The sequence below is a fragment of the Arsenophonus endosymbiont of Crataerina pallida genome (assembly GCF_964020125.1).
GTDB lineage: Bacteria > Pseudomonadota > Gammaproteobacteria > Enterobacterales > Enterobacteriaceae > Arsenophonus > Arsenophonus nilaparvatae.
The window spans coordinates 2845988-2861340 of record NZ_OZ026540.1 but is presented as its reverse complement, the minus strand read 5'-3'; the positions used below and the strand labels follow the sequence as shown (position 1 = coordinate 2861340).

12 protein-coding genes and 2 pseudogenes are annotated in these 15353 nt (G+C 40.7%); 5 read left to right on the top strand and 9 right to left on the bottom strand.

The window, feature by feature from the left end; translation table 11 throughout:
- Positions 1 to 28: 28 nt before the first annotated feature.
- The 5 genes and pseudogenes from rpsA to ansB all read right to left on the bottom strand — a co-directional run bounded on the left by rpsA (position 29) and on the right by ansB (position 6382).
- The gene (gene rpsA / locus AACL31_RS15265; protein WP_310511208.1) at positions 29 to 1702 is read right to left on the bottom strand and encodes a 30S ribosomal protein S1; all 1674 of its coding nucleotides are present in this window, start codon (positions 1700 to 1702) and stop codon (positions 29 to 31) included.
- 162 nt (positions 1703 to 1864) lie between these two features.
- Positions 1865 to 2551: a (d)CMP kinase gene (gene cmk / locus AACL31_RS15260; RefSeq protein ID WP_310508988.1), complete on the bottom strand. Its 687-nt coding sequence runs from the start codon at positions 2549 to 2551 to the stop codon at positions 1865 to 1867.
- A 175-nt stretch (positions 2552 to 2726) separates the two neighbouring features.
- Positions 2727 to 4010 (bottom strand): 3-phosphoshikimate 1-carboxyvinyltransferase, encoded by a 1284-nt coding sequence (gene aroA, locus AACL31_RS15255; RefSeq protein WP_310511169.1) that lies wholly within the window; start codon positions 4008 to 4010, stop codon positions 2727 to 2729.
- Between the two features lie 113 nt (positions 4011 to 4123).
- Positions 4124 to 5212 (bottom strand): 3-phosphoserine/phosphohydroxythreonine transaminase, encoded by a 1089-nt coding sequence (gene serC / locus AACL31_RS15250; RefSeq protein ID WP_310511170.1) that lies wholly within the window; start codon positions 5210 to 5212, stop codon positions 4124 to 4126.
- A 125-nt stretch (positions 5213 to 5337) separates the two neighbouring features.
- Positions 5338 to 6382: pseudogene (ansB, locus tag AACL31_RS15245) on the bottom strand (L-asparaginase 2).
- 186 nt (positions 6383 to 6568) lie between these two features.
- On the opposite strand from ansB, the gene ycaO reads away from it, so the two are divergent.
- The 4 genes from ycaO (at position 6569) to pflA (ending at position 12630) form a co-directional block, all read left to right on the top strand.
- Entirely contained in the window at positions 6569 to 8326 is a 1758-nt protein-coding gene (gene ycaO, locus AACL31_RS15240) for a 30S ribosomal protein S12 methylthiotransferase accessory factor YcaO (RefSeq protein ID WP_310511171.1), read from the top strand.
- Positions 8327 to 8607: 281 nt separating this feature from the next.
- Complete coding sequence (gene focA / locus AACL31_RS15235) at positions 8608 to 9465, top strand: formate transporter FocA (RefSeq protein WP_339053322.1); 858 nt, start codon at positions 8608 to 8610, stop codon at positions 9463 to 9465.
- A 56-nt stretch (positions 9466 to 9521) separates the two neighbouring features.
- The gene (gene pflB, locus AACL31_RS15230; RefSeq protein ID WP_310511209.1) at positions 9522 to 11804 is read left to right on the top strand and encodes a formate C-acetyltransferase; all 2283 of its coding nucleotides are present in this window, start codon (positions 9522 to 9524) and stop codon (positions 11802 to 11804) included.
- 85 nt (positions 11805 to 11889) lie between these two features.
- On the top strand, positions 11890 to 12630 hold the full coding sequence (pflA, locus tag AACL31_RS15225) for a pyruvate formate lyase 1-activating protein (protein WP_310511173.1): 741 nt from the start codon (positions 11890 to 11892) through the stop codon (positions 12628 to 12630).
- Positions 12631 to 13520: 890 nt separating this feature from the next.
- Here the strand turns inward: pflA and AACL31_RS15220 are convergent.
- Positions 13521 to 14368 (bottom strand): annotated as a pseudogene (locus AACL31_RS15220) (RHS repeat-associated core domain-containing protein); the annotation flags it as partial.
- Between AACL31_RS15220 and AACL31_RS15215 the strand changes: the two are divergent.
- Positions 14333 to 14500, top strand: a complete 168-nt coding sequence (locus AACL31_RS15215) for a hypothetical protein (protein WP_339053321.1) — start codon at positions 14333 to 14335, stop codon at positions 14498 to 14500. The pseudogene AACL31_RS15220 and the gene AACL31_RS15215 sit on opposite strands and share 36 nt — an antisense overlap.
- A gap of 40 nt (positions 14501 to 14540) precedes the next feature.
- Here AACL31_RS15215 and AACL31_RS15210 read toward each other — a convergent pair whose 3' ends face one another.
- From AACL31_RS15210 to AACL31_RS15200, 3 genes are read right to left on the bottom strand one after another with little or no spacing between them, the layout of a single operon-like run.
- On the bottom strand, positions 14541 to 14813 hold the full coding sequence (locus AACL31_RS15210; RefSeq protein ID WP_310511175.1) for a DUF1799 domain-containing protein: 273 nt from the start codon (positions 14811 to 14813) through the stop codon (positions 14541 to 14543).
- A 26-nt stretch (positions 14814 to 14839) separates the two neighbouring features.
- Complete coding sequence (locus AACL31_RS15205) at positions 14840 to 15145, bottom strand: phage tail assembly chaperone (protein WP_026823578.1); 306 nt, start codon at positions 15143 to 15145, stop codon at positions 14840 to 14842.
- Positions 15146 to 15157: 12 nt separating this feature from the next.
- Positions 15158 to 15340, bottom strand: coding sequence for a phage tail tube protein (locus tag AACL31_RS15200; protein ID WP_310511210.1), 183 nt, complete (start codon positions 15338 to 15340; stop codon positions 15158 to 15160).
- Positions 15341 to 15353: the final 13 nt, after the last annotated feature.

Below are 15353 nucleotides of genomic sequence, written 5' to 3'. Positions count from 1 at the left end.
AAAATGTTGCCCTATGTATTTAACTTAATTATTCGCCTTTCGCTGCTTTGAACGCTTCTGCCATCGCATTATTGGCAAAATTGGTATCTTCCTGTTTGTTCACAGAAGCAATGGCATCTTTTTCATCTGCTTCATCTTTTGCACGAACAGATAAGGTAATGATACGGTTTTTGCGATCAACACCAGTATATTTAGCTTCAACTGTATCGCCAACGTTTAATACTTGAGTAGTATCTTCCACGCGATCACGTGAAGCTTCAGATGCACGTAAGTGACCTTCAACACCAGCAGCCAACTCAATCGTTGCTCCTTTCGCATCAACAGCCACTACTTTACCGGTAACGATGACACCTTTCTTATGAGCAGACAGATAGTTATTAAATGGATCTTCCGCTAACTGTTTAATACCCAAAGAAATACGTTCACGTTCAGCGTCAACTTGCAATACAACTGCAGCGATTTCATCGCCTTTTTTGTATTCACGAACCGCTTCTTCACCTGCAACATTCCAAGAAATATCAGACAGATGAACTAAACCATCAATACCACCTTCTAAACCGATGAAGATACCAAAATCAGTAATAGATTTTATTTTACCTTCTACCCGATCATTCTTATTGTGCGTTTCTGCAAATTGCTGCCATGGATTTGGTTTACACTGTTTCAAACCTAATGAGATACGACGACGCTCTTCGTCAATATCCAGAACCATAACTTCAACAACATCACCCACATTAACAACTTTAGATGGATGGATATTTTTATTAGTCCAATCCATTTCGGAAACGTGTACTAAACCTTCAACACCTTCCTCAATTTCAACAAAGCAGCCATAATCAGTAAGATTAGTGACTCGCCCTGTCAACTTAGTGCCTTCTGGATAACGCTTAGCAATAGCTACCCATGGATCTTCTCCAAGCTGCTTCAGGCCTAAAGAAACACGTGTACGATCACGATCAAACTTCAATACTTTAACATTGATTTCATCACCAACATTCACAATTTCACTTGGGTGTTTAACACGTTTCCAAGCCATGTCAGTAATGTGTAATAAGCCATCAACACCGCCCAGATCAACGAATGTACCATAGTCAGTTAAGTTCTTAACAATACCCTTAACTTCCATGCCTTCCTGCAAGTTTTCCAGTAACTGATCACGTTCTGCACTGCTTTCAGACTCAATCACAGCACGACGCGAAACAACAACGTTATTGCGTTTCTGATCCAGTTTGATAACTTTGAACTCAAGCTCTTTACCTTCCAGGTGAGTTGTGTCACGAACTGGGCGAACATCAACCAATGAACCGGGTAAAAATGCACGAATTCCTTTTAATTCTACTGTGAAACCACCTTTCACTTTGCCATTGATGATGCCCATAACTGTTTCGGCATCTTCATAGGCTTTTTCTAGCATCAACCAAGCTTCATGACGTTTCGCTTTTTCGCGAGACAGGATAGTTTCACCGAAACCATCTTCTACTGCATCTAAAGCAACATCGATTTCATCACCAACCTGAATTTCTAGCTCACCTTGCACATTTTTAAATTGTTCTACTGGAATCGCTGATTCTGATTTCAGACCGGCATCAACTAACACGACATCTTTGTCGATAGCAACAACAACACCACGAACAATAGCCCCTGGACGGGTTTCGATACTCTGTAAAGATTCTTCAAAGAGTTGAGCAAAAGATTCTGTCATAGTAAGATCTTCAAAAATTTTAACTGCCATTCAACATCCTGCCAAATGGGGTTATTTCACATACCTCGCAACACTCCTTGTTACAAAGCTTTACTTAACTGAACACAAATTCAGCTACACCAAATAGGTGTATTAACTTATTATATGTCAATATTGAGCATATTATATAGATAATATTTGCTTTTTTTTCACATAAGCAAGTACTTGCTCGATGACCCCTTCAATTGATAACTTTGTAGAATCCAGGATCAACGCATCTTTTGCGGGTACCAATGGCGCAATTAACCTATTACGATCACGATAATCACGCTCTTTAATATCAGTTAAAAGATCGCTTAATTTAACATCAAAGCCCTTTTCCTGCAACTGTTGCATTCGTCTACGAGCGCGCTCTTCAGGTGTGGCATCAAGAAAAATCTTTACCGGTGCGTCTGGGAAAACCACCGTTCCCATGTCACGACCGTCAGCAATCAAACCCGGTTTAGTGCGAAATGCTCTTTGCCGACGCAATAATGCTTCTCTAACGCGAGGAAAAGTTGCGCTAAGAGATGCCGTATTACCAACAACTTCGCTACGAATTGCATTACTGACATCCTCCCCCTCAAGCATAACAGCTAATTCGTTTTCTCTTGGTTCAAAACGGACATCAAGATTAGCCGCTAATGGAACTAATGCTTCTTCAGACTTAATATCAACATGATGATGTAATGCTGCTAAAGCCAGAACACGGTAAATGGCGCCGGAATCAAGTAACTGCCAGCCCAGTTTATTTGCCAATGCCTGACATAATGTACCTTTACCTGCGCCACTTGGACCATCAACTGTGATAACGGGGGGTAAAACCACCATTATACTCCTCCTTTGTGATAGAAATGCAATTTAGCAACTACTTTCTATCAGGCTAATAAGTACCCTATTATACTCAATTCATTCTATTTAGGAAAACAAAGAGATATTTAGAGCAAATTTAGCGTTACAGGCATAATACTCGTCGTTCAGTATTGTACTAATTTTTAGGTATACACTAGTATCGATAACTTAATTTTTCTAGTTGATTAAAGTAGTCTGGAAAAGTCTTAGCGGTACAATTTGGATCCAAAATGGTAACCGGCGTATCTGACAACGCGACAAGTGAAAAGCACATCGCCATACGATGATCATTATAAGTTGCTATTTCAGCATGCTGTAATAATTTAGGCGGTAAAATACGTATATAATCACGACCTTCTTCCACTTTTGCGCCAACTTTTGTTAATTCAGTCGCCATCGCCGTTAATCTGTCAGTTTCTTTTACCCGCCAGTTATGGATATTACGAATAATAGTTTCACCACGAGCAAAGAGCGCCAGAGTCGCAACCGTCATCGCCGCATCGGGGATCGCATTCATATCCATATCAATACCAATTAACTCACCTCGTTGACATTCGATATAACCTTTACCCCAACGTATTTTGGCACGCATTTTTTCTAGTACAGCAGCGAATTGGGTATCGCCTTGCAAGCTATCTTTGCCAATACCTGTTACCCTAACGGTACCACCTTTAATTGCTGCCGCAGCTAAAAAATAAGAGGCAGAAGAGGCATCGCCCTCAACAAGATAATCCCCTGGTGAAATATAATGTTGTCCGGCTTTAATATGAAATCGACAATAGTGTTGATTGTCTACTTCAACGCCAAAATCACGCATCAGTGCCAGAGTAATGTCAATATAGGGTTTAGAAACCAGCTCTCCTTTTATCTGAATAGTCGTATCATTAGGCGCTAAAGGTGTGGCCATTAAAAGAGCTGTTAAAAATTGGCTAGATACGCGTCCATCTACTGTGATATTCCCACCGCGAAAGCCACCTTTTATCCTTATAGGCGGATAACCAGGTTGCTCAAGATAATCAATATTTGCCCCACCTTGCTGTAGCGCATCAATGAGATGGCCAATAGGTCGCTCTTTCATTCTGGGCTCGCCGGTTAAGACAATATCATTGTCCGCCAATGCTAAGACCGCAGTTAATGGGCGCATAGCCGTGCCGGCATTACCGAGAAAAATTTCTAAACCTTTTTTATGGCTAAAATAATGCCCGCCACCTTTTACAATACACGTGGTGAGATCCTGGGATAATTGATATTCGACACCCAATGCTGTCAAAGCATTAAGCATATGACGAATATCATCACTAGCAAGAAGATTAGTTAAAACGGTTTGGCCTTGCGCTAATGCAGCTAACAATAATACCCGGTTAGAAATACTTTTCGAGCCAGGAAGATTGATAGTACCTTCAACGTAAGAAATGGGTTGTATTGTCAGGGCTTGCATTAATAGTAGACTCTCCAATAACGAAGTTGGATAAATTATTTAAATCACATTTATATTCATTTGATAGGGTTAGACGATATCACTACCAATCTAACCATAAAGGATTATTTAATTTATTTATTCTGATGTTCAAAATCAATCATAAAATCAACTAGCTTCTGTACACCAGCCAGCGGCATAGCATTATAAATTGAAGCACGCATGCCACCTGCTGCTTTATGCCCTTTCAGGAACAGTAGCCCTTGCCGCTCTGCCGCTTTGATAAATTCATCATCTAAGCTAGGTTTTACCATTTGGAATGGAATATTCATGACCGAACGATTAACTGGATCGATTCGATTAATATAAAACTGGCTATTATCAATAACATCATACAGTAAGCGGGCTTTTTGTTGATTGCGTTTTTCTATTTCTTGCAAACCACCCTGCTGTTTTAACCATTTAAACACCATACCCGATAGATACCAGGCAAAAGTTGGTGGCGTATTGTACATTGAGTCATTTTTAGCCAATATGGTGTAATCAAGGATAGAAGGGGTTGCCTTTCTCGCCCTACCTAACAAATCTTCCCGAATGATAACCAATGTGATACCTGCTGGCCCAATATTTTTTTGCGCACCAGCATAAATAACACCAAAACGGCTGACATCAATTGGCCGTGATAAGATAGCTGAGGAGTAATCAGCAATAACAATTTTATCGGCCGAAAAATCAGGTGGTGTGTGGATAGCTATACCATCAATCGTTTCATTCGGGCAATAATGAAGGTATTTGGCACTGGTCGTTAATGACCATTTATCCATCGGTTGCACGCTTAAATAAGCTGATTTTTCCAGCCGAATATCAATCTCATTGACAGCACAATATTTTGCTGCCTCTTGCGCAGCAGACTTTGCCCAATAGCCACCAACAATATAGTCAACGGTTTCATCAGGTTGAAATAAATTTAGTGGCAAGGCGGCAAATTGACCTCTGGCACCACCGTGACAAAAAAGGATTTTATAATTATCGGGTATTTTGAGTAATTGACGTAGATTTTGTTCCGCTTCTTTAACTATCTCCATAAAAGCTTCACTGCGATGGCTTATTTCCATCACCGAAACACCCATACCGTTCCAATTACAAAGTTCTTGTTGTGCACGATGTAAAACTTCTACCGGTAACATGGCCGGACCAGCGCTAAAATTATATACCTGACTCATCACCCACCCTTATTGACCTAATTAAGCTTTTACTTTTATTTAATCTCTGGTTAGGTTTTAACATTACCACTGAACAGCTATAAATAAAACAACTGGCCGGCAAACAGCATTTTTCTGATAACCAATTAATACTTATCAAACATCGCTTGAATTTTTATTGGATCATGGGTTTGAGTCAAGGCTAACTGTAGTAAAACCCTAGCCTTCTGTGGATTCAAACGTTCTGCAGCAACAAATCCATATTTACTATCATCCACTTCTGCATCGCGAGTTGTAAAACCTGTTGGCACACGACTAGCGCGAACAACCCCTATGCCTTGTTTTACTGCATCGGCCAATACATTAAAAATTTTGTTATACATATTACCGTTACCCACACCAGCACTAACAATGCCTTGATAGCCATGATAGATCAATGATTTGGCTGGTAGTGCCGATGCATTTGAATAATTATAAACAATGCCAACTTTAGGTAATTTATCTAACTGACTAATATCAAAAATTGCGCTCTGCGCTCTGGGTTGAGCCGCGTTTAAATAGTGCACTTTGCCATTGTAGATAAAACCTTCAGCGCCAGCATTAACAGCTTCAAATGCTTCAACAAAGTTGGTATTCATTTTAACCACATTACGACCACTAATAACTTTATCGTCCATGGCTAATAAGACACCTCGTTTGCCCGCCTCTTTTATCAGTGGCAACAATAACGGCGTTATAGAGATTTAACGGCCCATCAGCACCTAATGCTGTGGCAGGCTTCATCGCACCAACCATTACAATTGGTTTATGACAGTGGGTGGTTAAATCTAAAAAATAAGCGGTTTCCTCTAGCGTGTCAGTACCATGAGTAATGATAAAACCAGCTGTTTTGTCACAATCGGCATTAATTTTCTTCGCTAAAGTTAACCATACCTGATCATTCATATCTTGCGAACCGATATTAACAATTTGTTCGCCATTAAGATGCGCAATTTTCTTTATTTCAGGTACCGCATTAATTAATGCATCAATACTCACTTTACCGGCTGTATATTGGGATTGAGTCGCTGAATCATCGCAACCAGCTATCGTACCTCCAGTGGCTAGTACCGTAATGGTTGGTAAGGCAGAAGCAGCACTGTTAGTTAACAACATAGCACCAACTAACAAAGAAATATTTAACTTCTTCATAATAAAATACCATTTTAAAAATTTGGTAAATTATATAAAATTCAAAATATATTTCTGTTATTTTCAGCAAAAATAGCTATTAATTTCAATATTGCATTTTGCTACTGTGGCCTATCGAATAGAGAAGCAAACAAAAATGCCGTATTATCTGCTTTTAGTTATCAAAAACGAATAAGTAACCAATTTATGAGCCAAACCTTTATTCCTGGCAAAGATGCCGCATTAGAAGATTCTATTACCACGTTTCAGCAACAACTTAAAAAACTCGGTTTTCATATTGAAGAGGCCTCTTGGTTAAATCCAGTGCCGAATGTCTGGTCAGTCCATATCCGTGATAGAGACTGCCCTATGTGTTTTACTAACGGTAAAGGCGCTAGTAAAAAAGCCGCCTTGGCCTCTGCACTGGGGGAATATTTTGAATGTTTGGCAACCAATTACTTTTTCGCTGATTTTTATCTAGGCGCTAAAATTGCAAATGGTAATTTTGTCCACTATCCCAATGAAAAGTGGTTTGCTCTAACATCGGACGATCACTTACCTGAAGGAATGTTGGATGCAAAATTACGTGCTTTCTACGATCCTGATAATAATCTGTCCGCTAGTATGCTGATTGATTTACAATCAAGTAATAAGGCCCGCGGGATTTGTATGTTACCTTTTATCCGCCAATCCGATCAACAAACGGTTTATATTCCAATGAATATTATTGGTAATCTGTATGTGTCAAATGGCATGTCAGCCGGTAATACGCAAGATGAAGCGCGGGTGCAGGCATTGTCAGAGATCTTTGAGCGTCATATTAAAAACCGTATTATTGCCGAGCGAATCAGTTTGCCTGTTATTCCTGAGCATGTCATGGAGCGCTATCCTGGCGTTGTTCAGGCAGTTGCTAAATTAGAAGAGGAAGGTTTTCCTATTTTCTGTTTTGATGCTTCTCTCGGTGGTAAATACCCGGTTATCTGTGTGGTACTTTTTAATCCGAGTAATGGCACTTGTTTCGCTTCTTTTGGTGCCCATCCTGATTTTGGTATCGCACTTGAACGTACAGTTACCGAATTACTGCAAGGCCGCAGTTTAAAAGATTTGGATGTATTTAATATGCCAACATTTGATGATGATGAAGTTGCAGAGCATACTAATCTGGAAACCCATTTTATAGATTCAAGCGGTTTAATTAGTTGGGATCTATTTAAACGTGATGCCGATTATTCCTTTGTCGATTGGAACTTTAAAGGCACCACAAACTCAGAATTTGCTACTTTGATGGCGATTTTCAATCATATGAATGCTGAAGTTTATATTGCCGATTATCAGCATTTAGATGTTTATGTCTGCCGTATTATTGTTCCGGGAATATCAGATATTTATCCAGTCGACGATCTGCAGATTGCCAATAACGCGATGGCGATAGATTTACGTGATACCATTATGTCACTGCCTGATAGTCAGTGGCAAAAAGATGATTATCTGCGGTTGTTAGGGCGGCTGGATGATGAAGGTTTTGATGATTTTACTCGTGTCCGTGAATTATTAGGTATTGCCGTTGGTAGCGGTAATGGCTGGAGCCACTTACGGATCGGTGAATTAAAATTGATGCTAGCACTGGCAGGTGGTGATTTTGTTCAAGTGCTACTATGGGTTGAATGGACGCTAGAGTTCAACTCTTCGCTATTTACTGCCGAACGAGCCAATTATTATCGCTGTCTACAAACATTACTGCAATTAACTCAAGAAGCTGAACGTCAGCCTTTTCAATACGATGAAGCTTTCAACAAAATGTATGGTCAACATGTTGTTACGGCCGCATCGAAGGCTATTGCCGGTGAAAATTGTTTTTATGGCTTATGGTCAATTGATGCTGAGTTACAAACCCTGCCGGCGCATCAAGTGTTACTCAATGTTTATCATAAACTGCAAACCGCTAAACAGGCTTACTTTAACTGATTAGTCAAATCTAACAATAAATATCAGGTTAATCTTTATTGGACAAAAAACCGCTTTCAACGATAATTTAACCTGATTATTTATTTCTCAATCGTTTTTATAAAATTTTTTTATAAAAATTAAAAAAACTTTCAATTATAAATCAAATAGTTATCTTAATTTTTTGGTTTTATTGCTATTTGTTAACCAAATAATAATGATCTATATCAAATTTATCTGATGTCCCCTTTGTTAATATTGCTGACGCCATAATTCCTTAACTTCATAAGAGCATGTTGGTTATGAAAGCTAACAACTTGTCCAATTTATTATCACCGGCTGCAATGGCGCAACTTGCCGATAATACCGGGGTATATAAAGTTAATAAGCATCCTCAAATTACTTATTTATCTGCTATTACCGCAGGTATATTTATTTCCATTGCTTTCGTTTTTTATATTACTGTCACCACGGGTATTGCAACTGTTCCTTTCGGACTGGCTAAACTTGCTGGCGGTCTATGTTTTTCGTTAGGACTGATGCTGGTGGTTGTCTGTGGGGCTGATCTTTTTACTTCTACCGTGTTAACCATTGTGGCAAAAGCAACCGGCAAAGTCTCTTGGAAACAGATGTTTGTTAATTGGTTTCATGTCTACATTGGTAATCTTGTTGGTGCGCTGTTATTCGTTGCATTAATCTGGTTTGCCGGACAGTACATGGTGGCTAATGGCCAATGGGGACTTAATGTTTTACAAACTGCAAATCATAAACTTGATCACGCTTTTCTCGAAGCGCTTTGTTTAGGTATTTTAGCCAACTTGATGGTTTGCTTGGGTGTCTGGATGAGTTATTCAGGTCGTAGCTTGCTAGATAAAATTTTTGTATTAATTTTACCAATAGGCATGTTTGTTGCCAGTGGTTTTGAAAATAGCATTGCCAACATGTTTATGATCCCGTTAGGCATCGTGATCAAAAATTTTGCATCACCGGATTTTTGGCTGATGACCGGAGTAAATGAAAGCCAGTTTTCTCATTTAACTGTGGCCAATTTTATTACAGAAAATCTTATACCTGTCACTATTGGTAATATCATCGGCGGCGCTTTGTTAGTCGGTATGACATATTGGTTAATATATTTACGTGATGGATGTCAACATTGATCGATCGCGTACCGGTTGTCAGCATTTTATTATTTAAAAATAAAGGTAAAAATATGATGTCCAAGTTAAATGAAAAATTCTCTGCTGCATGGCAAGGATTTAATCAGGGGAACTGGCAAAAAGACGTTGATGTGCGTGATTTCATCCAAAGCAATTATACTCCTTATGAAGGTGATGAATCATTTTTAGCCGGTGCAACCAAAGCGACTGATACCTTGTGGGAAAAAGTGATGCAAGGAATCAAGATCGAAAATCGTACTCATGCCCCTGTCGATTTTAATACTGCTATTGCTGCCACTATTACTTCCCATGATGCCGGTTATATTGAAAAAGAGTTAGAGCAGATTGTAGGTCTACAAACCGACGCGCCACTTAAGCGCGCATTGATCCCCTTTGGTGGCATCAAAATGGTCGAAGGTTCATGTAAAGCCTACGATCGTGAACTGGATCCAGCGTTGAAAAAAATCTTTACCGAATACCGTAAGACCCATAATCAAGGGGTATTCGATGTTTATACACCCGATATTATGAAATGCCGTAAATCAGGTATTTTGACCGGACTGCCAGATGCCTATGGTCGTGGCCGGATAATCGGTGACTATCGTCGGGTAGCACTTTACGGTATTGATTTTTTACGTGATGACAAACTAGCTCAGTTCAACTCTCTGCAAAGTAAGCTAGAGCAGGGTGAAGAACTGGAAATGACCATTCAGTTACGTGAAGAGATTGCCGAGCAACACCGTGCGTTAGGTCAAATGAAAGAGATGGCAGCAAAATATGGCTATGATATTTCAGGCCCGGCAACCAATGCGAAAGAAGCGGTTCAATGGACCTATTTTGCCTATCTGGCGGCGGTTAAATCGCAAAATGGCGCCGCTATGTCTTTCGGCCGTGTTTCTACTTTCCTTGATATTTATATTGAACGCGATCTAAAAGCTGGTCTCTTAACCGAGCAACAAGCACAGAAACTTATCGACCACTTAGTCATGAAACTGCGTATGGTGCGTTTTCTACGTACCCCTGAATATGACGAGCTATTCTCCGGTGATCCTATTTGGGCAACCGAGTCACTGGCTGGTATGGGCGTCGATGGACGTACCTTAGTGTCGAAAAATACTTATCGTTTCCTCAATACGCTATATACGATGGGCCCTTCTCCGGAACCCAATATGACAATTCTTTGGTCAGAAAAGCTGCCACTGAATTTCAAAAAATTTGCCGCCAAAGTGTCTATTGATACTTCATCAATTCAGTATGAAAACGATGATTTGATGCGACCAGACTTTGACAATGATGACTATGCGATTGCCTGCTATGTCAGTCCGATGATCGTCGGTAAACAGATGCAATTTTTCGGCGCGCGCGCAAACTTAGCCAAAACATTGCTATATACCATTAATGGTGGTATCGATGAAAAATCTAAATTGCAAGTTGGGCCTAAAATGCCTGCCATTACCGATGATGTACTCAATTTTGATGTAGTAATGGACAGAATGGATCACTTCATGGATTGGCTAGCCACGCAATATGTAACTGCGTTGAATGTCATTCACTATATGCATGATAAATATAGCTACGAAGCAGCCTTGATGGCACTACATGATCGCGATGTTTATCGTACCATGGCGTGTGGTATTGCGGGTCTTTCCGTTGCCGCTGACTCATTATCAGCGATTAAATATGCCAAAGTTTCGCCTGTCCGTGATGAAGATGGTGTTGCGATTGATTTTAATATTACCGGTGAATATCCACAATTTGGTAATAATGATAATCGGGTCGACGATATTGCTTGCGATTTAGTCGAACGCTTCATGAAGAAGATCCAGCAATTACGGACTTACCGCAATGCTGTGCCAACGCAATCAATTCTAACCATTACCTCCAATGTGGTCTATGGTAAAAAAACTGGTAATATTCCTGATGGCCGCCGTGCTGGTGCACCTTTTGGCCCAGGCGCTAACCCAATGCATGGCCGTGATCAGAAAGGAGCCGTAGCCTCTCTGACTTCGGTGGCAAAATTACCCTTTGCTTATGCCAAAGACGGGATCTCTTATACTTTTTCTATTGTGCCTAACGCATTAGGTAAAGATGATGAGGTACGTAAAACCAATCTGGCCGGACTGATGGATGGTTATTTCCACCATGAAGCCAATATTGAAGGTGGCCAACATCTAAACGTTAATGTCATGAATCGTGAAATGCTATTAGATGCGATGGAAAATCCAGAGAAATATCCTCAGCTAACTATTCGTGTTTCAGGTTATGCAGTGCGTTTCAATTCTTTGACCAAAGAACAGCAGCAAGATGTTATTACCCGTACATTTACGGAAACTATGTAACAATTTTCCGTTGGACTAAAATAGTAGTGTATAAAAGCCCCGCTTAAAATGGGGCTTTTTAACTCCCATCAATTTTGGAGATGTTATGTCGCTAGTTGGGCGTATTCACTCTTTTGAATCTTGTGGTACGGTAGATGGCCCGGGTATTCGATTTATCGTTTTTTTTCAGGGATGCCTGATGCGTTGTCTGTACTGCCATAACCGAGATACCTGGGATACCCACGGTGGTAAAGAAATTACCGTCGAAGAATTGATGAAAGAAGTGGTTAGCTATCGCCATTTTATGAATGCTTCCGGTGGCGGCGTGACCGCTTCCGGCGGTGAAGCCATTTTGCAGGCTGAATTTGTTCGAGACTGGTTTCGCGCTTGTCAGCAACAAGGCATTCATACTTGTCTTGATACTAATGGTTTTGTCCGCCGTTATGATAAAGTGATCGATGAGTTACTGGATGTCACCGATTTAGTGATGTTAGATCTAAAACAACTGGACGATAGCATTCATAAAAATCTAGTTGGCGTTTCCAATCATCGCACCTTAGAATTTGCCCGCTATCTGGCGAAACGTGGACAGAAAACCTGGATCCGTTATGTAGTGGTACCCAGTTGGTCAGATGATGACCTATCCGCCCACTTACTAGGCCAATTTACCCGTGATATGCCCAATATCGAAAAAATAGAGCTGTTACCCTACCATGAATTAGGCAAACATAAATGGCTAGCGATGGGGGAAGAGTACCAGCTGAGCGATATCAGACCACCATCAACGGAAACCATGGAGCGAATAAAACATATTTTGCAAGGTTATGGCTATAAAGTGGTTTATTAATTTATTCGATGGGCGATAAAAAATTTTGTGATTTAATTTTTCAGTTTTAATAAATCGGGCTTTTTTCACGGTGGTATGTACAGAAAAAAGCCCTAATATTAAAAATAGCGTTAGGATTAATCTGCTAATGCCGGCCGATTGATAACAAAGCGTTCAAATTGCTCTCTCCGTTTACTGTCTTTAGACGCTGAATAGGCTAAAAGCGTGGTGGCAAAAGCAAAAGAATCTGCATTTGCATAAGCTAATCTTTGAAAATCAGCCGCCTCTCCCATATTTCCGCCTCGGCTTTTATATGTCAGAAGTTGATATTTCTCTGGTACCTTACCCACCGGTAAGCTATATAGTGGCAACGGATTTACTTCAGGGAAATTCGCTCCATAAACAAAATCTTCGGTATAAAGTGCGGCGTGGGAGAATTCGTGGATTATTATCTGAGTCATAAAATCATCACCGACTCTTTGCTGAGTTTGGTACCACATTTTAGCATTTGATTCCAAATATGGCGTTTTCTTCTCGTCCTTATAGGATACTTCTTTCTCAGCAAGTAACTTCTTGACTTGCTTTTTATCCAAAAACTCGGCATCGCGCTGAACTTTTTTTATCGCCCCCCAATATCTCCAATATGATTGACGTTTCAAAAGATCTACTGAAGCTATCGGTGCTCCTTCTCCATCGGACAAGGTAACAAAATTTTTATCCACATTAAAAGCTTTCATAAAATCCTGCATACTTGTTAAATCTTTACTCCATCTCTCTTTAAGCTCACTTGAAGTATTACCAAAGAAAGTAGTCATCACCTGTTCAACCGCTTCTTTATTTTCCTTTAATACTTTTTGTGTTTTATCTATGGTTTTTATTGCCTTACTGACACTCTTAGCCACATCTTTTTTCAAAGATGGAGCCATTCCTTTTTCATCAACTAAGGTGACTGGATTATTTCTACAGAATCGATAGAGATTTAGCCCATCAACCGTGCCGGCCGGATCAGCACTCAGCCAACGCCCCACCCAGGGCTGGTAGTAGCGATAACCGTAATAATAGAGCCCGCTGGCATCCAGTTCTTTGCCTGAATAGCGGATAGTTTTATAATTGACTTCTAACTGACTGACGGCCAGTAATACCGAGGTGCCGCCATAGGGATAATACTCCTCCTGACTTATCAGTAGCCCGTTTTCATCCACCTCTAGCCGACTGCTGCCTAGCTGATCATCATAACTGTAGCGCAGCTGATCATTGTTGATCTCCGTTGGCTTACCTGTTGTCCAGTGCAGCGCCCGTACTTGCGCACGCCCTGCCTCACCCATGGTTGTTATCTCCAGCAGCTCTTGCACGCCATTACCATTGGTTGTGGTACGCAGTTCAGCACCTGTCAAGTAAATCACTTGCTGTGTCTGCTCGGTATTACTCTGCTGTCTGACGCTGGTTTTAACCAGTCGTTGACTATTGGCATCGTAACGATACCATTCCAGATCCGCGGGTTGGTCATTATGGACGGCTAATGTTACCGTTAGTAACTCTCCACGCGGCGTCCAGGTAAGCGCTTGTCCCGATAATAATTGTTGCTGCTGCCCACCCGGGGTAAATAGCCTGTCTACCATAGTCGGATCTTCGGTTAAGCTACTTAATACCGCCCGATTAGTGCGATCAGATACGGTAATATGGTAATATTGACGGTATAATTATTGTTACTGGTCGGGGCACTATGGCGTATAATGCAGAATTGATGCAGATAGTCATAGATGCCCTTGATAAATCAGTTACCGTACAAGATTACAAAACCGATATCGAAAAACTAGCAGATTCTCAAGCTGAAGAAGTTAAGAAAATGATATTCAATACATTAATCAAATTGTATGATAATAAAAATTGATATCTTTCCTACTCTAAGCCTGTGATAAAAAATACCCACCTTATTGGTGCATCATCGCTAAGGCTTTAGCTTCCATCACCCGTATATCATTAAATAAAGCGGCTTTATCCTGGTTAATACCCAAAAAATCGATGACGTGGGATAACACGCTGTAATCCAGCCCTGTTGGCCCATTCACCCCCATTCGCCACTGAGTACGAAGCGCATTAAAAGTAAGATAAGCCTCCCAGACATCTGGCCAGACTTCGACCTCGCTGTCTTCCGGCGTAAAACCAAAGGCGGCTTCAAAGTTGCGGATATCGGTCTCGGTCATGCCGTCATACATGGCCTCAACGACCGCTAGGAGTTTTTTTCGCGTTGGCCTAATAGTTCGCTATAATACGTTGTACTAATGGCGCTGGCAGCTGAGGGATAGTTGTCAAATAACAGCTTTAAATTATCAGCGTGATAAGGCTCTTCAATTGCCCAGTCAGCAATAATCTGCTGGTAGAATTCATCAATCGGCATTTCACGCATGGTTTCCAGTTCACTCATGGCTTTGTGATTAAAGGTGAAGGTCACTACCTCTGGCTCTTTTTTGCCTGCCACCGGAATGAGGACATTGGCTTTAAACGTTGGCTTGGGTATCAGGGTAAATTTCGCCATACTGCATCCTTACTATGCTGTATAGATTTGCATATCAGATTTAAGTGAGAAACGCGCTACCACGTTTTCAACTTCATTGATCGCCGTATTGGGCACGCGCTGGAAAGAGACCGAAGCAGTAAAATAACGCTCTTCCCCTGCACGTTTATTGAAAAAACGCATCGCAGTAATTTGCTTGCTGTCATCCAGTTTCATCAATAACTTACGA